The following is a 20,928-nucleotide window of genomic DNA, read 5'->3' on the forward strand; positions in this document are numbered from 1 at the left end:
AGTTGCCGATTACCAAGCAGTCTTTGCTGGGCGATTCCAAAAAATGTGTAGCGAGCAACGTACCGGTGTTTCATCTTCCGGTCTGTCCCAACGCGGCGGTTTTTTTGAAAGGTGCACTGTGATTAATGCAGGTGATCGGGGGCTTCGGCCTTCCTTCGCTTTCCCCGGCGGCTCGGACCGCTTTAACGCAGACTTCTAGGGTTTTTCATGACGCGCTACATATTCGTCACGGGCGGTGTTGTTTCTTCTTTGGGGAAAGGCATTGCATCGGCTTCATTGGCGGCCATCCTGGAGGCGCGGGGACTTAAGGTCACCATGCTGAAACTGGATCCGTACATCAACGTCGATCCGGGCACCATGAGCCCGTTCCAGCACGGTGAAGTGTTCGTCACCCACGACGGCGCCGAGACCGACCTGGACCTGGGTCACTACGAGCGGTTCATCCGCACGACCATGACCCAGAACAACAACTTCACCACCGGCCGTGTCTACGAACACGTCCTGCGCAAAGAGCGCCGTGGTGATTACCTGGGCGCCACCATTCAGGTGATCCCGCACATCACCGACGAAATCAAGCGCCGGATCATCAAGGGCGCCGGCGATGCCGACGTGGCCATGGTCGAGATCGGTGGCACCGTGGGTGACATCGAGTCGCAACCGTTCCTGGAAGCGATCCGTCAATTGCGTTTCGAAGTGGGTGCCAAGCGCGCCATGCTGATGCACCTGACGCTGGTGCCGTACATCGCCACCGCCGGTGAAACCAAAACCAAGCCAACTCAGCACTCGGTCAAGGAACTGCGTTCCATTGGCCTGCAGCCTGACGTGCTGGTATGCCGCTCCGATCACCCGATCGACATATCGTCGCGTCGCAAGATCGCACAATTCACCAACGTTGAAGAGCGTGCGGTTATCGCGCTGGAAGACGCCGACACCATCTACAAGATCCCGGGCATCCTGCACTCCCAGGGCCTGGATGATTTCGTTGTCGAGCGTTTCGGCCTGCAATGCGGCGGCGCGGACCTGTCCGAGTGGGAAGCCGTGGTTGACGCCAAGCTCAACCCTGAGCATGAAGTCACCATCGCCATGGTCGGCAAATACATGGAATTGCTGGACGCCTACAAATCGCTGATCGAAGCGATGAGTCACGCCGGCATCAGCAACCGCACCAAGGTCAACCTGCGCTACATCGATTCCGAAGACATCGAAAACCAGGGCACTGCGCTGCTGGAAGGTGTCGACGCGATCCTCGTGCCGGGCGGCTTCGGCCTGCGTGGCGTGGAAGGCAAGATCACCGCCGTTCAGTACGCTCGCGAAAACAAGGTTCCGTACCTCGGCATCTGCCTGGGCATGCAAGTGGCCGTGATCGAGTTCGCTCGTAACGTCATGGGCTGGAAAGACGCCAACTCCACCGAGTTCGATCGTGCAAGCGGTCACCCGGTCGTGGGCCTGATCACCGAGTGGGAAGATGCCACCGGCGCCGTTGAAACCCGTACTGAAACCTCCGATCTGGGTGGCACCATGCGCCTTGGCGCTCAGGATTGCCTGCTTGAGCCGGGCTCCCTGGTGCACGATTGCTACGGCAAGGACGTGATCGTCGAGCGTCACCGTCACCGCTACGAAGTGAACAACAACCTGCTGCCGAAAATCATGGAAGCCGGCCTGAAAATCTCCGGTCGTTCCGGTGATGGCGCTCTGGTTGAAGTGGTCGAAGCACCGGATCATCCATGGTTCGTCGCTTGCCAGTTCCACCCTGAGTTCACCTCGACACCTCGCGACGGTCACCCGTTGTTCAGCGGTTTCGTCAAGGCAGCTTTGGCTCAACACCAGAAGAAGGCGTGAACCTGATGGCGCAGAAGATCATCCGCGTAGGCGATATCGAGATTGCCAACGACAAGCCAATGGTGCTGTTCGGTGGCATGAACGTACTGGAAAGCCGCGACATGGCGATGCAGGTCTGCGAAGAGTACGTGAAGGTTACCCAGAAACTGGGTATCCCTTACGTGTTCAAAGCCAGCTTCGACAAGGCCAACCGTTCCTCCGTGACCTCTTACCGTGGCCCCGGCCTGGAAGAGGGCATGCGGATCTTCCAGGACATCAAGCAAGCCTTCGGCGTGCCGATCATCACCGACGTCCACGAGCCTGAGCAGGCCGCGGTCGTCGCTGAAGTCTGCGACATCATCCAGCTGCCGGCCTTCCTGTCGCGCCAGACCGACCTCGTGGTCGCGATGGCCAAGACCGGCGCGGTGATCAACATCAAAAAGGCCCAGTTCCTCGCGCCTCAGGAAATGAAACACATCCTGAACAAGTGCGTGGAAGCGGGTAACGATCAGTTGATCCTCTGCGAGCGCGGTTCGAGCTTCGGCTACAACAACCTGGTCGTCGACATGCTGGGCTTCGGCATCATGAAGCAGTTCGAATACCCGGTATTCTTCGACGTGACCCACGCGCTGCAAATGCCCGGTGGTCGCGCAGATTCCGCCGGCGGTCGTCGTGCCCAGGTCCTCGATCTGGCGAAAGCCGGGATCAGCCAGTCGCTGGCGGGTCTGTTCCTTGAGGCGCACCCGGACCCGGACAACGCCAAATGTGATGGCCCTTGCGCCTTGCGCCTGGACAAACTGGAGCCATTCCTGGCCCAGCTCAAAGCACTGGACGAACTGGTGAAGAGTTTTCCGACGGTAGAAACCGCGTAATCCTCATTTCTCCGGTAAAGTACCGCACGAATTAATGCTCAGGCCCTCGGGTCTGAGCCTTATCGTCCGCAAGACTGCCCGCTGTACATCACTTGCCGACGGTAAAAGATTTCCTCTAGCTGCGTCGTTTTCGTCAACTTTGGAGTGTTTACAACAATGGCAAAAATCGTCGACATCAAAGGTCGTGAAGTTCTCGACTCCCGTGGCAACCCCACCGTGGAAGCGGACGTGCTTCTCGATAACGGCATCATCGGTAGCGCTTGCGCGCCGTCCGGTGCTTCCACTGGCTCGCGTGAAGCGCTCGAGCTGCGTGATGGCGACAAGAGCCGTTACCTGGGCAAAGGCGTTCTCAAAGCCGTCGCCAACATCAACGGTCCGATCCGCGACCTGTTGAAAGGTACAGACCCAAGCGACCAGAAGGCGCTGGATCACGCGATGATCAAGCTCGACGGCACTGAAAACAAAGGTTCCCTGGGCGCCAACGCGATCCTCGCCGTTTCCCTGGCCGCGGCCAAGGCTGCAGCACAGGACCAGGACCTGCCGCTGTACGCTCACATCGCCAACCTGAACGGCACTCCGGGTGTTTACTCGATGCCGGTTCCGATGATGAACATCATCAACGGTGGCGAGCACGCCGATAACAACGTCGACATCCAGGAATTCATGGTTCAGCCGGTTGGCGCCAAGTCTTTCTCGGAAGGTCTGCGCATGGGCACCGAGATTTTCCATCACCTCAAAGCTGTGCTGAAGGCCCGTGGCCTGAGCACTGCGGTCGGTGACGAAGGTGGTTTCGCACCTAACCTGGCTTCCAACGAAGACGCTTTGAAAGTGATCTCCGAAGCCGTGGCCAACGCCGGTTACAAGCTGGGCACCGACGTGACCCTGGCCCTGGACTGCGCGGCGAGCGAGTTCTACGAAGACGGTAAATACAACCTGTCCGGCGAAGGCCAGGTGTTCACCGCTGAAGGTTTCGCCGATTACCTGAAAGGCCTGACCGAGCGCTACCCGATCATCTCCATTGAAGATGGCCTGGACGAGTCTGACTGGGCTGGCTGGAAAATCCTCACCGACAAAATCGGCGAGAAGACTCAGCTGGTAGGCGACGACCTGTTTGTGACCAACACCAAGATCCTGAAAGAAGGCATCGATAAAAAGATCGCCAACTCGATCCTGATCAAGTTCAACCAGATCGGCACCCTGACCGAAACCCTGGAAGCCATCCAGATGGCCAAGGCTGCGGGCTACACCGCCGTGATCTCGCACCGCTCCGGCGAAACCGAAGATTCGACCATTGCCGACCTGGCTGTGGGCACTTCGGCTGGCCAGATCAAGACCGGCTCCCTGTGCCGTTCCGACCGCGTTTCCAAGTACAACCAACTGCTGCGTATCGAAGAGCAGTTGAATGGCAAAGCCAAGTACAACGGTCGCAGCGAATTCCGCGGTTGATCGTAAACTGAAAAAAAGTCAGCGGATTGTGTCGGAAAAATCGCAAAAGCGATGAATTTGCCACTAATCTGATGCCTTATAAGCACAAGCCTGGGTCTTCCAGGCTTCGTGCTATCAGAAGCTTCAAAGTTTTTGCATGGCTGTCTTTTTTCACTGGATACCCGATATTCGATGCGCAGTCCCAATTGGTTGTTCCTCGTCTTGCTCTTGTTGCTGGCTGGCCTGCAGTACCGCCTGTGGGTGGGTAATGGCAGTCTGGCGCAGGTGGCAGAGCTGACTCAGCAGATCGCAGATCAACATGCCGAGAACGAAGGACTGCTGGAACGCAATCGGGTCATGGACGCCGAAGTCAGTGAATTGAAAAAAGGTATGGAGACCGTTGAAGAAAGGGCTCGCCATGAGTTGGGCATGGTCAAGGACGGTGAAACCCTTTACCAGTTGGCCCAATGAATCCCTCGTTACCGGCCTTCTGGGCCGTGATTCCTGCCGCGGGCGTCGGTGCCCGTATGGCCGCGGACCGTCCCAAGCAATACTTGCAACTGGGCGGGCGCACTATTCTTGAACACAGCCTCGGCTGTTTCCTTGATCATCCTTCCCTGAAGGGGTTGGTGGTCAGTCTTGCGATTGATGATCCTTATTGGCCGAGCCTTGCGTGTGCTGGCGATTCGCGTATTCAACGCGTTGAAGGCGGTGCCGAGCGTTCCGGGTCGGTGCTCAACGCGTTGCTTCATCTGCATGCGTTGGGTGCGGATGATGAGGAATGGGTGCTGGTACACGATGCCGCACGACCTAACCTGAGCCGTGATGACCTGGACAAGTTGCTGGGTGAACTGGCTGACGATCCGGTCGGTGGCCTGCTGGCGGTGCCGGCACGCGATACCCTCAAACGCGTCGATAAACAGGGTCGTGTGCTTGAAACCGTGGATCGCAGCGTGATCTGGCAAGCCTATACGCCGCAGATGTTTCGCCTTGGCGCGTTGCATCGGGCGTTGGCGGACAGCCTGGTGGCGGATGCGTTGGTGACGGATGAGGCGTCGGCCATGGAGTGGGCAGGTTTGGCGCCGCGGCTGATTGAAGGTCGATCCGACAACCTCAAGGTCACTCGCCCCGAAGACCTTGAGTGGCTGCGTCAGCGTTGGGCTAATCGCCGCTGAGTTGTTCGTTGTCTCTACTACCGCTATCGCGAGCAGGCTCACTCCTACAGTGTTTTGCATTGCTCACGTTTTCAGCGTTCGCCACAGATCAAGTGTGGGAGTGAGCCTGCTCGCGATAGCGGCCGGGCAGACTACGCATCACTCAACTTCGGTACTCCGGCCGTTCAGCCAACCCTTCCTTCAAGTAATCCACCAATTTGCGCACCTTCGGCGACAGATGCCGCTGCTGTGGATACAGCGCCCACACCGCCGTGTTGGGGGGCTGATGCGCCTCCAGCAATGAAATCAACGCGCCGCTTTTCAGGTGCTCCAGCACGTAATAATCCGGCAGCTGACACAAACCCACGCCCTGCAGCGCCGCATCCAGCACCGCTTGCCCGCTGTTGCAGCGCCAGTTTCCCTGTACCCGCTGGGAAAACTCCCGCCCGTTCTGTTCCAGTTGCCAGAGGTCGGTGCTGCCAATGAGGCAGTTGTGACGGCTCAATTCCGACAAGCTGTGTGGGCGACCATACCGTTCGAGGTAGGAGGGCGACGCGCACAGGTACATGCGCCGTGGTGCCAGGCGTGTCGCTACCAGCCGCGAGTCTTGCAGGCGTCCGAGGCGGATGGCCAGATCCAGGCCTTCGTGGACCAGATCGAGTTGGCGGTTGCTCAGTTCGATGTCGATCCGCAGTTGCGGATAAATCCCCATGAAGCGCGTCACCAGCGGCACGATGAATCGTTCGCCGTAGGCCACGGCGCAAGTCATGCGCAGCATGCCTTTGGGTTCACTGGTCAGGTCGCCCACCGCTCGCAACGCTTCTTCGCGGCCATCCTGCAAACGTTGGCAATGTTGCAGAAACGTCTGACCCGCCTCGGTCAGCGTGACTCGACGGGTACTGCGATAAAGCAGACGGGTTTGCAGGCGCTCTTCGAGGCGTACGATTTGTCGACTGACGTGAGAGGACGACACCCCAAGTCGCTCGGCGGCGGCGGTGAATTGACTGCACTCGGCCACAGCAACGAATTCGTCGATACCTTCCCAGCGGTTATCGGACATGAAGGATTATCCCTGTACAGCAATAATATTTTGCGTTTGGCCCGATTATTCACTGTGACGCGGTGGATTACACTCGTTGTCTCGTTTTTATTCACTGGAGAACACCCATGATCAAGTCGCGCGCCGCCGTTGCCTTCGAGGCCAAGAAACCTCTCGAGATCGTTGAAGTCGATGTCGCCATGCCCAAGGCCGGTGAAGTTTTGCTGCGTGTGGTGGCTTCCGGTGTTTGCCATACCGATGCGTACACCCTGTCGGGCGCTGACCCGGAAGGCATCTTCCCGTCGATCCTCGGTCACGAAGGTGGCGCAGTGGTTGAGGCCATCGGCGAGGGCGTGACCTCCGTCGCTGTCGGCGACCATGTCATCCCGCTGTACACGCCGGAATGCGGCAAGTGCAAATTCTGCCTGTCGGGCAAAACTAACCTGTGTCAGGCGATTCGCGCGACCCAGGGTAAAGGCCTGATGCCGGATGGTACTTCGCGTTTTTCCTACAAGGGCCAGGCGATTTTCCACTACATGGGCACCTCGACGTTTTCCGAGTACACCGTGCTGCCGGAAATCTCCGTCGCCAAGATTCCTAAAGAAGCGCCGCTGGAAAAAGTCTGTCTGCTGGGTTGCGGTGTGACCACCGGCATCGGCGCGGTCATCAACACGGCCAAGGTGAAACCAGGTGACACCGTTGCCATTTTCGGCCTGGGCGGTATTGGTCTGTCCGCCATCATCGGCGCCGTAAAAGCCAAGGCTGGGCGAATCATCGCCATCGACATCAACCCGGCCAAATTCGAGATTGCCAAACAGCTGGGTGCAACCGATTGCGTGAATCCGAAAGATTTCGATCGCCCGATCCAGGAAGTCATCGTCGACATGACCGATGGCGGCGTCGACTTTTCCTTCGAGTGCATCGGCAATGTCCAGCTGATGCGAGCGGCACTGGAGTGCTGCCACAAGGGTTGGGGTGAGTCCGTCATCATCGGTGTGGCCGGTGCGGGGCAGGAAATCTCGACCCGCCCATTCCAGTTGGTGACCGGGCGCGTCTGGCGCGGTTCGGCGTTCGGCGGGGTGCGCGGTCGTACCGAATTGCCAAGCTATGTCGAAATGGCCCAGACCGGCGAAATCCCGCTGGATACGTTCATCACCCACACCATGGGCCTGGAAGATATCAACAAGGCGTTTGACCTGATGCACGAAGGCAAAAGCATCCGCAGCGTCATCCATTTCTGAGGTCGGCCATGAGCCTGGAAAATATCTCCTGCCAGAAAAGCTTCGGCGGCTGGCACAAACGTTACAGGCACCGCTCCGACGTGCTCGGCTGTGACATGGTGTTCGCCGTGTACTTGCCGCCGCAAGCGGAGCAGGGTGGCACGTTGCCGGTGCTGTATTGGTTGTCCGGCCTGACCTGCACCGATGAGAACTTCATGCAAAAGGCGGGCGCCATGCGCCTGGCCGCCGAGCTGGGGCTGATCATCGTGGCGCCGGACACCAGCCCGCGTGGTCCTGACGTGCCGGGCGATCCGGATGGCGCCTGGGACTTCGGTCTCGGTGCCGGGTTTTATCTGAATGCCACGCAGGAACCCTGGTCGCGGCACTATCGGATGCATGACTATGTCGTGCAGGAATTGCCGGCATTGGTCGAGGCGCATTTCCCTGCGTCGGACCAGCGCGGCATCAGCGGCCACTCCATGGGCGGCCATGGCGCACTGGTCTGCGCGTTGCGCAATCCGGGGCGATATCAGTCGGTGTCGGCGTTCTCGCCGATCAACAATCCGATGGATTGCCCGTGGGGTCAGAAAGCCTTTTCCCGTTACTTGGGTGAAGACCGCTCGAAATGGCGCGAATGGGATGCCTGTGCGTTGATTGCCGAGGCCGACGAGAAGCTGCCGTTGTTGGTCGATCAGGGTGATCGAGACGATTTCCTCGCTACGCAACTCAAGCCTGAAGCCTTGCAACAGGCGGCCAAACTGGCCGGTCACCCGCTGACGTTGCGCCTGCAACCGGGCTACGACCACAGCTATTTCTTCATCGCCAGCTTCATTGGCGACCACTTGCAACATCATGCGCGCGCTCTAGGCGCCTAATGTCCGCCAAAGCAGGTAGAATCACGCCCTGACAAAAATCGGGGCGTTTTTTTATGCGTATTGGCCACGGCTATGATGTGCATCGTTTCGCTGAAGGCGATTTCATTACTCTGGGCGGTGTGCGTATTGCACACGGCTTCGGGCTGCTCGCTCACTCCGACGGTGACGTCCTGCTGCACGCCTTGAGCGATGCCTTGCTCGGCGCCGCTGCGCTGGGTGATATCGGCAAGCATTTCCCGGACACCGACCCGACCTACAAGGGCGCTGACAGCCGTGTGCTGTTGCGTCACGTCGTCGCACTGATCCACGCCAAAGGCTGGAAAGTCGGCAACGTCGATAACACCATCGTCGCCCAGGCGCCAAAAATGGCCCCGCATATCGAATCGATGCGCGCGCTGATTGCCGCGGATCTTCAAGTTGAGTTGGATCAAGTGAACGTGAAAGCTACCACCACCGAAAAGCTCGGCTTTGTCGGTCGCGAAGAAGGCATCGCCGTGCATTCCGTTGCCTTGTTGCTGCGCGCATGAACGAAGCACAATTGCTAGGCCCACGTGCCTATGGTGAAGCCCTGGGCAGCGCCGTATTGAAAGCCACGGCGGAAGATTTCCAGGTTGATGAAGTCCTGAACATCCCGCTCAGCGGCGACGGCGAACACCTGTGGATCTGGGTCGAAAAACGCGGCCTGAATACTGAAGAGGCAGCACGCCGCATCGCCAAGGCGGCTGGCGTGCCGTTGCGTACGGTCAGTTATGCGGGCCTCAAGGACCGCCAGGCGCTGACGCGTCAGTGGTTCAGCGTGCAACTGCCAGGCAAGGCCGATCCGGATTTGTCGGCGGCGGAAAACGACACGCTGAAAATCCTCAAGACCGGTCGGCACAAACGCAAATTGCAACGCGGTGCCCACTCGGCAAACGGCTTTACCTTGCGGCTGACGCAATTCGCCGGTGACAAAGCCGCGATCGAAGAGCGCCTGCAACTGATCATCAAGCAGGGCATTCCCAACTACTTCGGCGCCCAGCGCTTCGGGTTCGACGGCGGGAATGTGATCGATGCGCGAGCCTGGGCGGCGCGGAAAGCGTTGCCGGAGCAGCGCAATGTGCGTTCGCGGTTGCTGTCCACCGCTCGCAGTTTTCTGTTTAACCAGGTGCTGGCCGCGCGTGTTGCCGATGGCACCTGGCAGCGTGCCCAGGTCGGAGACTTGCTGGCGTTCACCGACAGCCGCAGTTTTTTCCCGGCCGGTGAAGCCGAGTGCAGCGACCCGCGCCTGGCGATTCTTGACCTGCACCCGACCGGCCCGCAGTGGGGCGAAGGTGACTCGCCGGCGACGGGGGTTGTCCATGAACTGGAGCAGGCAATCGCCGCCCGCGAAGCCGACCTTCGCGATTGGTTGATTAACGCCGGAATGAGCCACGAACGCCGCATCCTGCGGCTGCCCATTGGTGGGTTGACGTGGCATTATCCCGAGCCTGACATTCTGCAACTGGAATTCGTCCTGCCGGCCGGATGCTTCGCCACTGTATTGGTGCGTGAACTTGTCGATCTGGTGCCGGTGGGGCAGACGGACAGCCCATGCGTATTCTGATTTCTAACGACGATGGGGTAACCGCACCCGGTCTCGCCGCGCTTTATGCTGCGCTGGCGGATTACACCGAATGCGTGGTTATCGCCCCGGACCAGGACAAAAGTGGCGCCAGCAGTTCGCTGACGCTCGACCGTCCGTTGCACCCGCAAACCCTGGCCAACGGCTTTATCAGCGTCAATGGCACACCTACCGATTGCGTGCACCTGGGCCTTAACGGCTTGTTGGAGCGCGAAGCGGACATGGTGGTTTCCGGTATCAACCTGGGCGCCAACCTGGGGGATGACGTGCTGTATTCCGGCACCGTCGCGGCAGCGCTTGAAGGCCGGTTCCTCGAGCGTCCTTCGTTCGCCTTTTCGTTGGTCTCACGGCAAGTGGAGAACCTTCCTACGGCCGCCTACTTTGCGCGCAAACTGGTTGAAGCTCACGCCGAGCTGAAGCTGCCCCCGCGCACGGTGCTGAACGTGAACATTCCCAACTTACCGCTGGACCACATCCGCGGCATCCAGCTGACCCGGCTCGGCCATCGCGCTCGTGCGGCGGCACCGATGAAAGTAGTCGACCCACGCGGGAAATCCGGTTACTGGATTGCGGCGGCGGGAGATGCCGAAGACGGCGGCCCGGGCACTGATTTCCATGCCGTGATGCAGGGCTATGTTTCCATCACCCCGCTGCAACTCGATCGCACCTTCAACGACGCGTTCAGTAGCCTCGATGGCTGGCTGGAGGGGCTGCGCTGATGGCTCGTGAACAAGACCCGATGCACCGCGGTATCGGGATGACCTCGCAACGGACCCGCGAGCGCCTTATCCAGCGGCTGTATGAAGAAGGCATTTCCAACGCCAAGGTGCTGGAAGTGATTCGCCGTACCCCGCGCCACCTGTTCGTCGATGAGGCGCTGGCACACCGCGCCTACGAAGACACGGCGTTGCCGATCGGCAACAACCAGACCATCTCCCAGCCTTACATGGTGGCTCGCATGAGCGAGCTGCTGCTGGAAGCAGGTCCTTTGGACAAGGTGATGGAAATCGGCACCGGGTCCGGCTATCAGACGGCGATTCTGTCGCAACTGGTCGAGCGGGTATTTTCTGTCGAGCGTATCAAGGTTCTTCAGGATCGGGCCAAGGAACGCCTGGTCGATCTCAACCTGCGCAACGTGGTATTCCGTTGGGGCGATGGCTGGGAAGGCTGGCCTGCATTGGCACCTTACAACGGCATCATCGTGACGGCCGTGGCGACCGATGTCCCTCAGGCGCTGCTTGATCAATTGGCGCCAGGCGGAAGGCTGGTCATCCCGGTCGGAGCGGGCGAAGTGCAACAATTGATGTTGATCGTCCGTGAAGAACACGGTTTTTCCAGGCATGTTCTGGGGGCTGTACGCTTTGTGCCATTGCTCAACGGGCCACTGGCCTGAGCATTTGTTTCAACGGGCTGAATTCTCTTCGATGGCCTGTGTCTTACAGCGGCATCGAGCCGTTAAACGGAATTCAACGTCAGGTAGCAAACGTGTGCCTCGCATCATTAAAGGTAAAGCCTGCACGGCCCGTTATACTGGCGACAACGCGTGCCAATCTTCGGCATTCCACATTTTTCAGCCACCACAAAGGGAGCGGCGGGTGAGTCTCACAGTCATTGCGCAGCGTATGGGTATAACCGGCTTTCAGCGCCTGGTGACTGGCCTTGTCTTGAGTACCTTGCTGGTGGGTTGCTCCAGCAACAAATCGAGTGACGTGCGCGTCGTCGATCGCAACAACGCGGTCGCCCAGCGTCCGGCAGTGACCACGGGGCAGTATGTCGTGCGGCCTAAAGACACGCTGTTTTCCATCGCGTTTCGCTACGGTTGGGACTACAAGGCGCTCGCTGCGCGAAACAACATCGCCGAGCCATACACCATCCACCCGGGTCAGACGATTCGCTTTGACGGCCGTAACGGTTCAACGCCGGTAGCACCGGTAGCGACGGCCAGTTCCTCTGATTCAACGCCTTCCTCGTCAATTAAGACAACGGTAATCCGGCGCCAGCCAAACGGCGCAACGACCAGTACAACCGTGGTTGCACCGTCCGTCGCCAACAAGCCGGCACCCGCTCCACTGCCTCCTGCGGGCCCGGCCCCGACCGGCTGGGGATGGCCATCTAATGGCATTCTGATTGGTAAATTCTCTTCAAACGGGAGTTTGAATAAAGGAATTGATATCGCCGGTGATTTGGGACAGCCTGTTTTAGCTGCGTCTGATGGGACGGTGGTATACGCCGGGAGTGGCTTAAGGGGCTACGGCGAATTAGTCATCATCAAACACAGCGAAACCTACGTCAGTGCCTACGGACATAACCGCAGGTTGTTGGTTCGGGAGGGGCAGCAGGTCAAGGTCGGACAGACAATTGCCGAAATGGGGTCAACGGGAACAGACCGGGTGAAACTGCATTTTGAGATTCGCCGCCAGGGGAAACCTGTAGATCCGCTGCAATTCCTGCCACGTCGTTGATTGCTTACCAGCCTGTTCCGTCACGTAGAGGGAACAGGCTCCAGCGTTGCCAAGGATAAAGGCGTCGCTTGAGCTTGAGGTCGAACTCACCAAAGGACTATAACAATGGCTCTCAGTAAAGAAGTGCCGGAGTTTGACATCGACGATGAGGTTCTCCTGATGGAGACCGGCATCGGTACGGATTCGATGTCGAATGATGAAGGGGCTGCTCCACCTTCCGTTCGTGCCAAATCCAAACACTCCGCTTCGTTAAAGCAACACAAGTACATTGATTACACGCGTGCACTCGATGCTACGCAGCTGTACCTCAATGAGATCGGTTTCTCCCCACTGCTGTCCCCCGAAGAAGAAGTTCATTTTGCGCGCCTGTCGCAAAGTGGTGATCCGGCCGGGCGCAAACGCATGATTGAAAGCAACCTGCGGCTGGTGGTGAAAATCGCCCGGCGCTACGTCAATCGTGGACTGTCGCTACTGGACCTGATCGAAGAGGGCAACCTTGGACTGATCCGGGCAGTAGAGAAATTCGACCCTGAGCGCGGCTTCCGCTTTTCGACCTACGCAACCTGGTGGATCCGTCAGACCATCGAGCGCGCGATCATGAATCAGACCCGGACCATCCGGCTGCCGATCCATGTGGTCAAAGAGCTGAACGTGTACTTGCGGGCCGCAAGGGAGCTGACACAAAAGCTCGATCACGAACCCTCACCCGAAGAAATCGCCAACCTGCTGGAAAAACCGGTGGGAGAGGTCAAGCGCATGCTGGGCTTGAACGAGCGCGTTTCTTCGGTCGACGTCTCGCTGGGTCCGGATTCGGATAAAACCCTGCTGGACACCCTTACCGATGACCGTCCAACCGATCCATGCGAACTGCTGCAGGATGACGACCTGTCCCAGAGCATCGATCAATGGCTCTCTGAGTTGACCGACAAGCAACGCGAAGTGGTGATACGTCGCTTCGGGCTGCGAGGTCATGAGAGCAGCACGCTGGAAGACGTAGGCCTGGAAATTGGCCTGACCCGGGAGCGGGTCAGACAGATCCAGGTGGAAGGACTGAAACGTCTTCGGGAAATCCTTGAGAAAAACGGCCTGTCGAGCGAGTCGCTGTTTCAATAAGCCATTCGCTGCATCGCTTTGAAAAAGCCCCGACTGGTTCGGGGTTTTTTTATGTTCAGGTCACTTCGGTAATCACCTCAGATTTGCAGACTCGCGTTGTAAGCCTTTGCTTACTCTTTTCGTAAGTGTTCGTTATTTTTACAGTATGGCAGTCGTCCCTTTGCCATGGTCGATCGACTCATCTTTTTGATTTATAAGCTTATTTTTAAAGATTAAGCAGGTATGACAGTCGATTTCGTTGATCTGGATCGATTGTCATGGCTCGGGAATTCTTTAGTATCTGAACTGTGTCGACGGACAGACACGCCCTTCAAGGAAGAGGGGAATGGACATCGCAGGAAGCGTTTCATCAGGACGATGAAAAGGAACACAGGGAATAGGGAAAAAATGTGGGCGGGTCAAACCGCCCCTTTTTTTTGCCTGCAGAAAAGCAAAAAGGCCCTTGTGGGGCCTTTTTCAGAAACGCGGGGGTGATCAGCGTTCGAGTTGCTCGATCTTGTTTGGCTTGCCATCCCAGTCAGCCGAATCGGGCAAAGGATCTTTGCGTTCGGTGATGTTCGGCCAGATTTCGGACAGCTCAAGATTCAGTGCGATGAAATTCTCCATGCCAGCAGGTACTTCATCTTCGGAGAAGATGGCTACGGCAGGGCATTCTGGTTCGCACAGTGCGCAGTCGATGCACTCATCCGGGTGAATCACCAGGAAGTTCGGGCCTTCGTAAAAGCAGTCCACCGGACAGACTTCTACGCAGTCGGTGTACTTGCACTTGATGCAGTTGTCGGTGACGACGAAGGTCATTTCTAATTTTCTCCTCAGGCGGCGGCAGCGGAGCCCCTTCACGTTGGGGTCGCCAGGTTTGGGAGCGATAGTCTGCAGGCCAGGCTATTAGCCTGCAGCATCCCAAACCGCGCGAGATTCTAACAGCTTGCAGGCAAGTGCGTTAGATCCGTGTCTTAAGTGTATAGAGCATTTCGAGCGCACGACGCGGCGTCATGTCATCCAGGTCCAGTTTGGCCAGGTCATCCAGCACCGGATGCGGCAGGCTGGCGAACATATCGCTTTGCTGCGGCGCGACCGGTTTGCCTTTGGCGGCCTTCGGTACTTCATGCGGCAGGGCAGTGGCTTCCAGTCGACCCAGATGCTCACGTGCACGAACAATCACCTCGCTCGGCACACCGGCCAGTTGCGCAACGGCCAGGCCATAGCTCTGGCTGGCAGGCCCGGGCAGTACGTGGTGCAGGAACACGATGCGCTCGTTGTGCTCGGTGGCGTTGAGGTGCACGTTGGCCACTAGCGGTTGCGCTTCCGGCAGCACGGTCAGCTCAAAGTAGTGGGTGGCGAACAATGTGTAGGCCCGCAGATGTGCCAGGCGTTCGGCGGCAGCCCAGGCCAGGGACAGACCGTCGAAGGTGCTGGTGCCGCGCCCGACTTCGTCCATCAACACCAGGCTGCGTTCGGTGGCGTTGTGCAGGATGTTGGCGGTTTCGCTCATTTCGACCATGAAGGTCGAGCGCCCACCGGCCAGGTCGTCGCTGGAACCGATCCGGGTGAAAATCCGGTCCACCAGGGACAGTTCACAACTGGCTGCCGGCACGAAGCTGCCGATGTGCGCAAGCAGCACGATCAACGCGGTTTGGCGCATGTAGGTGGATTTACCGCCCATGTTCGGACCGGTGATCACCAGCATCCGGGTGTTGTCATCGAGGCTCAGGTCGTTGGCCACGAACGGCGTGGTCAGCACTTGCTCGACCACCGGGTGGCGGCCCTGGCTGATGCGCATGCACGGTTCATCGACGAAGCGCGGGCAATTCAGGTCGAGGTTCAGCGCACGTTCAGCGAGGTTGCTCAGCACGTCCAGTTCGGCGAGTGCGGCGGCAGTGTCTTGCAGCGGTGGCAACTGGGCGATCAGGTCTTCAAGCAGCGCTTCATAGAGCATCTTCTCGCGAGCCAGGGCGCGGCTCTTGGCCGACAGCGCCTTGTCTTCGAACGCTTTCAGTTCCGGCGTGATGAAGCGCTCGGCACCTTTGAGCGTCTGGCGCCGGATGTAGTCGGCGGGTGCCGATTCGGCCTGCTTGCTCGGCAGCTCGATGAAGTAACCGTGAATCCGGTTGTACCCGACCTTCAGGTGCGACAGGCCGGTGCGCGCCTTCTCCCGTGCTTCGAGGTCGATCAGGAATTGCCCGGCGTTTTCGCTGAGCGATTGCAGGTCGTCCAGCTCGGCGTCGTAGCCGGTTTTCAACACACCACCGTCACGGATCACCGCCGGCGGGTTGTCGATGATGGCTTTTTCCAGCAGCGCCGCGAGTTCCGGGTAAGTGCTGGTGGTTTTGGCCAACTGAATGATGTGCGGCGCTTCGAGCTCGGTCATCGCAACTTGCAGCTCTGGCAGCGCGCCGAGTGCATCACGCAGGCGAGCCAGGTCGCGAGGACGGGCGTTACGCAGGCCGATCCGCGCCAGAATCCGCTCGATGTCACCGATTTCCTTGAGCTGCGGTTGCAGCTTTTCGAAACGGTATGCGTCGAGCAGGCAAGTGATCGAGGTCTGGCGCGCCAGCAATACGGTCAGATCACGTAACGGGCGATTCAGCCAACGGGTCAGCAGACGGCTGCCCATAGCGGTCTGGCAACGATCAACCACCGACTGCAGCGTGTTGTCGCGACCGCCCGCCAGGTTGGTGTCCAGTTCCAGGTTGCGCCGGCTCGCACCATCCAGCACCACGGTGTCGTCCAGGCGTTCATGGCGCAGGCTGCGTAAATGGGGCAGGGCGGTGCGCTGGGTTTCCTTGGCGTAGCTGAGCAGGCAACCGGCGGCGCCGATGGCCAGGGTCAGGTTTTCGCAGCCAAAACCTTTCAGGTCCTGGGTCGAGAATTGTTGGCAGAGACTTTTCAGCGCCGAGTCGCGTTCGAAATCCCACGGCGCACGGCGACGAACCCCACGACGTTTTTCCGCGGGCAGATCCTTGGGCCAGTCATCCGGGATCATCAGCTCCACCGGATTGACCCGCTCCAGTTCCGCCAGCAGGTTTTCCCAACCCTTGATTTCCAGCACGCTGAAGTTGCCGCTGGTGATGTCGAGCACCGCCAGACCGAACAAACGCTCGTCACCCAGCACCGCCGCGATCAGATTGTCCCGACGCTCATCCAGCAGCGCTTCATCACTCACCGTACCCGGGGTGATGATCCGCACCACTTGGCGATCGACTGGCCCTTTGCTGGTTGCCGGATCGCCAACCTGCTCACAGATCACCACCGACTCGCCGAGCTTCACCAGCTTCGCCAGGTAACCTTCGGCGGCGTGGTAAGGAATCCCGCACATAGGAATGGCCTGGCCGGCCGATTGACCACGGGCGGTCAGGGTGATGTCCAGCAACTTGGCGGCTTTCTTCGCATCTTCGTAGAAGATTTCGTAGAAATCGCCCATGCGATAGAACATCAGCTGGTCTGGGTGCTGGTTCTTCAGGCGCCAGTATTGCTGCATCATCGGCGTGTGGGAGGACAGATCGGACAGTGCTTTATTCATCGGATAATCAGGCAAATTCGTTGAAAGGTGTAGGGCAAAGGAGGGGCATCGACCCGGCTTTTCCGCGATGGGCGCAAGGTTAACATGGGCAGTCCGCCCGACGCAGGGATGAAAGCTGCGCGGTGCGCTTCTACTTGTCGGCGCGCCCGCGACCGCTAACATTTTGACCGACTCCGCGCCTTGCAAGCGCGATACGCTCGTGTACGGTAGTTCCCATTCCGCTCGATCAGGAGATGACCGTGAAAGAAATCACTCAACTGGCCGCTGAACTTGGCAGGCGCCTGCAGGTTCTCAATGCTCACGTCACTGCCGCCGAGTCCTGTACCGGCGGCGGGATCAGTGAAGCGATCACCCGGATCCCGGGCAGTTCGGCGTGGTTCGAGGCCGGTTATGTGACGTACTCCAACCGACAGAAAACCCAGCAACTGAATGTCCCGGAAGCGTTGTTTTCCACGGTAGGGGCGGTCAGCCGCGAAGTGGTCGAGGCCATGGTCCGCGGCGCGCAGGAAAAAAGCCGGGCGCATTTTGCGGTGGCGGTCAGTGGTGTGGCCGGGCCGGACGGTGGTTCGCCGAACAAGCCAGTGGGCACCGTATGGCTGGCCTGGGGTGTGGGCGAACAGGTGTTCAGCGAGGTCCAGCACTTCCCCGGCAACCGGGACGAGGTCCGCCGACAAACGGTGAAGGCCGCGCTAGAGGGGCTGCTACGTCATGCCATGGGAGAAATCTCAAATCAGGGGTAGGCGATCCTGAATCGCTGTGGAATAATACTGGCTACTTATACAGGTGTTGGCCGTCAGGCCTTATTGATTACGTGAGGACTTTAATGGACGACAACAAGAAGAAAGCCTTGGCTGCGGCCCTGGGTCAGATCGAACGTCAATTCGGCAAGGGTGCCGTAATGCGTATGGGCGATCAGGACCGTCAGGCGATCCCGGCTATCTCCACTGGCTCTCTGGGTCTGGACATCGCGCTCGGCATTGGCGGTCTGCCAAAAGGCCGTATCGTTGAAATCTACGGTCCTGAATCCTCCGGTAAAACCACGCTGACACTGTCCGTGATTGCCCAGGCTCAAAAAGCCGGCGCAACTTGCGCGTTCGTCGATGCTGAACACGCCCTCGACCCTGAGTACGCTGGCAAACTGGGCGTCAACGTCGACGACCTGCTGGTTTCCCAGCCGGACACCGGCGAGCAGGCCCTGGAAATCACCGACATGCTGGTGCGTTCCAACGCTGTTGACGTGATCATCGTCGACTCCGTGGCTGCCCTGGTTCCAAAGGCTGAAATCGAAGGCGAAATGGGTGACATGCACGTGGGCTTGCAAGCCCGTCTGATGTCCCAGGCGCTGCGTAAAATTACCGGTAACATCAAGAACGCCAACTGCCTGGTGATCTTCATCAACCAGATCCGTATGAAAATCGGCGTGATGTTCGGCAGCCCGGAAACCACCACCGGTGGTAACGCGCTGAAGTTCTACGCATCGGTTCGTCTGGACATCCGCCGTACTGGCGCGGTGAAAGAAGGTGATGAAGTCGTCGGTAGCGAAACCCGCGTCAAGGTTGTGAAGAACAAGGTTGCTTCTCCGTTCCGTCAGGCCGAGTTCCAGATTCTTTACGGCAAGGGCATCTACCTCAACGGCGAGATGATCGACCTGGGGGTTCTGCACGGTTTCGTCGAGAAATCCGGTGCCTGGTATGCCTACGAAGGCACCAAGATCGGTCAGGGCAAGGCCAACTCGGCCAAGTTCCTGGCAGACAACCCGGAAATCGCGGCGAAGCTTGAGAAGCAGTTGCGCGACAAGCTGCTGACCCCATCGCCGGACGTCAAAGCATCGCCAGTCAAAGAGACTGCTGATGATCTGGCTGATGCTGATATCTGATTGATCCGATGACCGCCGTACTCGATACACTCGTCGCGGTGCGGCGAACCGCAATGGACCTGCTCGCGCGACGCGAGCACGGTCGAGTCGAGCTGACGCGTAAACTGCGTCAGCGCGGCGCCCTCCCAGAAATGATCGACACCGCACTCGACCGCTTGACGGAAGAGGGCCTGCTGTCCGAATCCCGTTACATCGAAAGCTTCGTTTCCTACCGCGCCCGATCCGGCTATGGCCCTATGCGTATTCGCGAAGAGTTGAGTCAGCGTGGATTGCAACGCGCCGATATCGAACTCGCATTGCGCGAGAGCGGTATCAACTGGCAGGAACAGCTGGAAGACACCTGGCGGCGCAAGTTCTCCGGGCATTTACCGATAGACGCCAGGGAGCGCGCCAAGCAAGGGCGGTTCCTGGCCTATCGGGGGTATTCCATGGAGATGATCAGCCGCTTGTTCAGCGGCCGAGGGATGGACGATTGAATGAAACGGCCCGCTATTTTGATAGCGGGCCGTTTTTTTTTGCCTCACGTAACCTTTGACGGCTCCCGCGTGCGTTGTTGTGCCTGGGGTTTGGACTGAGCCCAGTTTTCCGGCAGGTTAATGTAGTCCACCAACTCCCGCAGTCGCCCATGATCACGAGCATTGAAGTTGAAGGCCAATCGCGCCAGATGGCTGAATTGCGCTTCGTCATGCTCTGCTTCGCTGTAGGCATGTTGATGGAAATGATCGCTCAGGCACAGGTCGGCAAATGCTTCCTGCATGTGCTCGAGTGCTCGGTCGCTGAGTTTGTGATTCATGCGAATGATGAACTGATGTTTGAGCCAGCGACTGGAGTGGAAGTTGCTGTAGAACTGGTTGATCTGCTCCACCGCTTCTTCAGCGCTGTACACCAGGCTGACGAGTTTCATGTCCGTTGGCAGGATGTAGCGATTTTCCTCCAGTTGGGTGCGGATGAAATCCAGGGCGCCTTGCCAGAACTTGCCGCCCGGAGCATCCAGAAGCACTACAGGCACCAGCGGGCTCTTGCCGGTCTGGATCAACGTCAGCACTTCGAGTGCTTCATCCAGCGTGCCGAAACCGCCCGGGCACAGGACCAGCGCATCGGCTTCCTTGACGAAGAACAACTTGCGGGTAAAGAAGAAGTGGAAGGGCAACAGGTTGGCTGTGCCGTTCACGGTGGGATTGGCATGTTGCTCGAAGGGCAGGGTGATATTGAATCCCAGGCTGTGGTCCCGGCCGGCCCCTTCGTGCGCCGCCGCCATGATGCCGCCACCGGCACCCGTGATCACCATCAGGTCCGAGCGCGCCAGGGCGGCGCCCAGTTCCCGGGCCAGACCGTAAAGCGGGTGTTCGATAGGCGTTCGCGCCGAACCAAACACGGTGACTTTACGCCGCCCCCTGAACTGTTCGAGCACACGGAAGGCATGCTCCAGTTCGCGAAGGGCTTGCAGGGTGATCTTGGCATTCCAGCGGTTGTGATCTTCCTGGGCCATGCGTAGCACGGTCAGGATCATGTCGCGATAAATCGGAATATTCGGGCTGTTGGGTGAAACAAGGTTGAGTTGCTCTTCGACCTTGCTGATGAGGTCGTGGCCGCTTTCTTCAAAATGACGGCTCAGGAGGTCATTCGGTTGGTAAGGCATCAACTTCTCCTTCCATACAGGCTCTGTTTTTCCCTTGGATGAAGGAAACATTCGCACAATAGAACGCGTAACGGGCAGCCCCTTTCCTGCCCTGAAAAGTGAACGGGAACACTATGAATCTAGACCCTCGAAGAGGATTGCGCTGACTTGATCATTGCGCCGTAAAGTCTTTCCTGGCAACCGCTTATTGACGATTTGCAAGGTGGTTTCACCGCTCGTCTGAACGTGAGCCAAGTGTCTGTCAGTCTGATTTACTAAGTTACAGGCGTAACGCGACAACTTTGCGTCAAAGGCAAGACGCACGGTACATGCAGT

The 20,928-nt window shown here is 58.6% G+C and carries 20 protein-coding genes; 16 read left to right on the forward strand and 4 right to left on the reverse strand.

Translation table 11 applies throughout. The features are described from left to right. The first annotated feature begins 207 nt into the window (after window positions 1–207). The 5 genes from EJA72_RS26055 to ispD all read left to right on the forward strand — a co-directional run bounded on the left by EJA72_RS26055 (window position 208) and on the right by ispD (window position 5,290). Entirely contained in the window at window positions 208–1,839 is a 1,632-nt protein-coding gene (locus EJA72_RS26055; RefSeq protein ID WP_157714753.1) for a CTP synthase, read from the forward strand. A 5-nt stretch (window positions 1,840–1,844) separates the two neighbouring features. Beyond that, on the forward strand, window positions 1,845–2,690 hold the full coding sequence (gene kdsA, locus EJA72_RS26060; protein WP_157714754.1) for a 3-deoxy-8-phosphooctulonate synthase: 846 nt from the start codon (window positions 1,845–1,847) through the stop codon (window positions 2,688–2,690). Between the two features lie 156 nt (window positions 2,691–2,846). Continuing rightward, window positions 2,847–4,136 (forward strand): phosphopyruvate hydratase, encoded by a 1,290-nt coding sequence (gene eno, locus EJA72_RS26065; RefSeq protein ID WP_008039408.1) that lies wholly within the window; start codon window positions 2,847–2,849, stop codon window positions 4,134–4,136. Between the two features lie 171 nt (window positions 4,137–4,307). Continuing rightward, window positions 4,308–4,586, forward strand: a complete 279-nt coding sequence (ftsB, locus tag EJA72_RS26070; protein ID WP_008028992.1) for a cell division protein FtsB — start codon at window positions 4,308–4,310, stop codon at window positions 4,584–4,586. Then, entirely contained in the window at window positions 4,583–5,290 is a 708-nt protein-coding gene (ispD, locus tag EJA72_RS26075) for a 2-C-methyl-D-erythritol 4-phosphate cytidylyltransferase (RefSeq protein ID WP_157714755.1), read from the forward strand. The genes ftsB and ispD overlap by 4 nt, the downstream gene beginning before the upstream one ends. 142 nt (window positions 5,291–5,432) lie before the next feature. On the opposite strand, the gene EJA72_RS26080 is transcribed toward ispD, so the two are convergent. Further along, window positions 5,433–6,329 (reverse strand): LysR substrate-binding domain-containing protein, encoded by an 897-nt coding sequence (locus EJA72_RS26080; protein ID WP_157714756.1) that lies wholly within the window; start codon window positions 6,327–6,329, stop codon window positions 5,433–5,435. Between the two features lie 107 nt (window positions 6,330–6,436). Between EJA72_RS26080 and EJA72_RS26085 the strand changes: the two genes are divergently transcribed. From EJA72_RS26085 to rpoS, 8 genes are all read left to right on the forward strand, one after another. Continuing rightward, window positions 6,437–7,549: an S-(hydroxymethyl)glutathione dehydrogenase/class III alcohol dehydrogenase gene (locus EJA72_RS26085; protein WP_157714757.1), complete on the forward strand. Its 1,113-nt coding sequence runs from the start codon at window positions 6,437–6,439 to the stop codon at window positions 7,547–7,549. 8 nt (window positions 7,550–7,557) lie between these two features. Next, window positions 7,558–8,403, forward strand: coding sequence for an S-formylglutathione hydrolase (fghA, locus tag EJA72_RS26090; protein ID WP_157714758.1), 846 nt, complete (start codon window positions 7,558–7,560; stop codon window positions 8,401–8,403). Window positions 8,404–8,456: 53 nt separating this feature from the next. Next, on the forward strand, window positions 8,457–8,930 hold the full coding sequence (ispF, locus tag EJA72_RS26095) for a 2-C-methyl-D-erythritol 2,4-cyclodiphosphate synthase (RefSeq protein ID WP_008154023.1): 474 nt from the start codon (window positions 8,457–8,459) through the stop codon (window positions 8,928–8,930). Further along, window positions 8,927–9,985 carry a tRNA pseudouridine(13) synthase TruD gene (truD, locus tag EJA72_RS26100; protein ID WP_157714759.1) on the forward strand — a complete coding sequence of 353 codons (1,059 nt, stop codon included), beginning with the start codon at window positions 8,927–8,929 and terminating at the stop codon, window positions 9,983–9,985. Before ispF ends, truD begins: the two co-directional genes overlap by 4 nt. Further along, window positions 9,973–10,722: a 5'/3'-nucleotidase SurE gene (surE, locus tag EJA72_RS26105; RefSeq protein ID WP_157714760.1), complete on the forward strand. Its 750-nt coding sequence runs from the start codon at window positions 9,973–9,975 to the stop codon at window positions 10,720–10,722. Before truD ends, surE begins: the two co-directional genes overlap by 13 nt. Window positions 10,723–10,760: 38 nt before the next feature. After that, entirely contained in the window at window positions 10,761–11,396 is a 636-nt protein-coding gene (locus tag EJA72_RS26110) for a protein-L-isoaspartate(D-aspartate) O-methyltransferase (RefSeq protein ID WP_178129601.1), read from the forward strand. Window positions 11,397–11,598: 202 nt separating this feature from the next. Continuing rightward, window positions 11,599–12,465, forward strand: coding sequence for a peptidoglycan DD-metalloendopeptidase family protein (locus EJA72_RS26115; protein ID WP_178129591.1), 867 nt, complete (start codon window positions 11,599–11,601; stop codon window positions 12,463–12,465). 105 nt (window positions 12,466–12,570) lie between these two features. Further along, entirely contained in the window at window positions 12,571–13,578 is a 1,008-nt protein-coding gene (gene rpoS / locus EJA72_RS26120; RefSeq protein ID WP_008154012.1) for an RNA polymerase sigma factor RpoS, read from the forward strand. 474 nt (window positions 13,579–14,052) lie between these two features. On the opposite strand, the gene fdxA is transcribed toward rpoS, so the two are convergent. Together fdxA and mutS are read right to left on the reverse strand one after the other, a co-directional pair. Beyond that, window positions 14,053–14,376, reverse strand: coding sequence for a ferredoxin FdxA (gene fdxA, locus EJA72_RS26125; protein ID WP_157714762.1), 324 nt, complete (start codon window positions 14,374–14,376; stop codon window positions 14,053–14,055). A gap of 142 nt (window positions 14,377–14,518) precedes the next feature. Next, entirely contained in the window at window positions 14,519–17,086 is a 2,568-nt protein-coding gene (gene mutS, locus EJA72_RS26130) for a DNA mismatch repair protein MutS (RefSeq protein WP_178129602.1), read from the reverse strand. A 251-nt stretch (window positions 17,087–17,337) separates the two neighbouring features. On the opposite strand from mutS, the gene EJA72_RS26135 reads away from it, so the two are divergent. From EJA72_RS26135 to recX, 3 genes are all read left to right on the forward strand, one after another. Next, complete coding sequence (locus EJA72_RS26135) at window positions 17,338–17,838, forward strand: CinA family protein (RefSeq protein ID WP_178129592.1); 501 nt, start codon at window positions 17,338–17,340, stop codon at window positions 17,836–17,838. An 83-nt stretch (window positions 17,839–17,921) separates the two neighbouring features. Continuing rightward, window positions 17,922–18,974 carry a recombinase RecA gene (recA, locus tag EJA72_RS26140; protein WP_157714765.1) on the forward strand — a complete coding sequence of 351 codons (1,053 nt, stop codon included), beginning with the start codon at window positions 17,922–17,924 and terminating at the stop codon, window positions 18,972–18,974. A gap of 8 nt (window positions 18,975–18,982) precedes the next feature. After that, a complete protein-coding gene (gene recX, locus EJA72_RS26145) occupies window positions 18,983–19,450 on the forward strand; it encodes a recombination regulator RecX (RefSeq protein WP_157714766.1) in 468 nt (155 codons plus the stop codon). Window positions 19,451–19,494: 44 nt separating this feature from the next. Here recX and EJA72_RS26150 read toward each other — a convergent pair whose 3' ends face one another. After that, complete coding sequence (locus EJA72_RS26150) at window positions 19,495–20,613, reverse strand: TIGR00730 family Rossman fold protein (protein ID WP_157714767.1); 1,119 nt, start codon at window positions 20,611–20,613, stop codon at window positions 19,495–19,497. Window positions 20,614–20,928: the final 315 nt, after the last annotated feature.

Source organism: Pseudomonas sp. PB120, assembly GCF_009761815.1.
Taxonomy (GTDB): Bacteria; Pseudomonadota; Gammaproteobacteria; order Pseudomonadales; family Pseudomonadaceae; genus Aquipseudomonas.

Coding starts and splice junctions, on each gene's coding strand:
- EJA72_RS26055 (WP_157714753.1), top strand. CDS start 208: ATGACGCGCTACATATTCGTCACGGGCGGTGTTGTTTCTTCTTTGGGG.
- kdsA (WP_157714754.1), top strand. CDS start 1,845: ATGGCGCAGAAGATCATCCGCGTAGGCGATATCGAGATTGCCAACGAC.
- eno (WP_008039408.1), top strand. CDS start 2,847: ATGGCAAAAATCGTCGACATCAAAGGTCGTGAAGTTCTCGACTCCCGT.
- ftsB (WP_008028992.1), top strand. CDS start 4,308: ATGCGCAGTCCCAATTGGTTGTTCCTCGTCTTGCTCTTGTTGCTGGCT.
- ispD (WP_157714755.1), top strand. CDS start 4,583: ATGAATCCCTCGTTACCGGCCTTCTGGGCCGTGATTCCTGCCGCGGGC.
- EJA72_RS26080 (WP_157714756.1), bottom strand. CDS start 6,329: ATGTCCGATAACCGCTGGGAAGGTATCGACGAATTCGTTGCTGTGGCC.
- EJA72_RS26085 (WP_157714757.1), top strand. CDS start 6,437: ATGATCAAGTCGCGCGCCGCCGTTGCCTTCGAGGCCAAGAAACCTCTC.
- fghA (WP_157714758.1), top strand. CDS start 7,558: ATGAGCCTGGAAAATATCTCCTGCCAGAAAAGCTTCGGCGGCTGGCAC.
- ispF (WP_008154023.1), top strand. CDS start 8,457: ATGCGTATTGGCCACGGCTATGATGTGCATCGTTTCGCTGAAGGCGAT.
- truD (WP_157714759.1), top strand. CDS start 8,927: ATGAACGAAGCACAATTGCTAGGCCCACGTGCCTATGGTGAAGCCCTG.
- surE (WP_157714760.1), top strand. CDS start 9,973: ATGCGTATTCTGATTTCTAACGACGATGGGGTAACCGCACCCGGTCTC.
- EJA72_RS26110 (WP_178129601.1), top strand. CDS start 10,761: ATGACCTCGCAACGGACCCGCGAGCGCCTTATCCAGCGGCTGTATGAA.
- rpoS (WP_008154012.1), top strand. CDS start 12,571: ATGGCTCTCAGTAAAGAAGTGCCGGAGTTTGACATCGACGATGAGGTT.
- fdxA (WP_157714762.1), bottom strand. CDS start 14,376: ATGACCTTCGTCGTCACCGACAACTGCATCAAGTGCAAGTACACCGAC.
- recA (WP_157714765.1), top strand. CDS start 17,922: ATGGACGACAACAAGAAGAAAGCCTTGGCTGCGGCCCTGGGTCAGATC.
- recX (WP_157714766.1), top strand. CDS start 18,983: ATGACCGCCGTACTCGATACACTCGTCGCGGTGCGGCGAACCGCAATG.
- EJA72_RS26150 (WP_157714767.1), bottom strand. CDS start 20,613: ATGCCTTACCAACCGAATGACCTCCTGAGCCGTCATTTTGAAGAAAGC.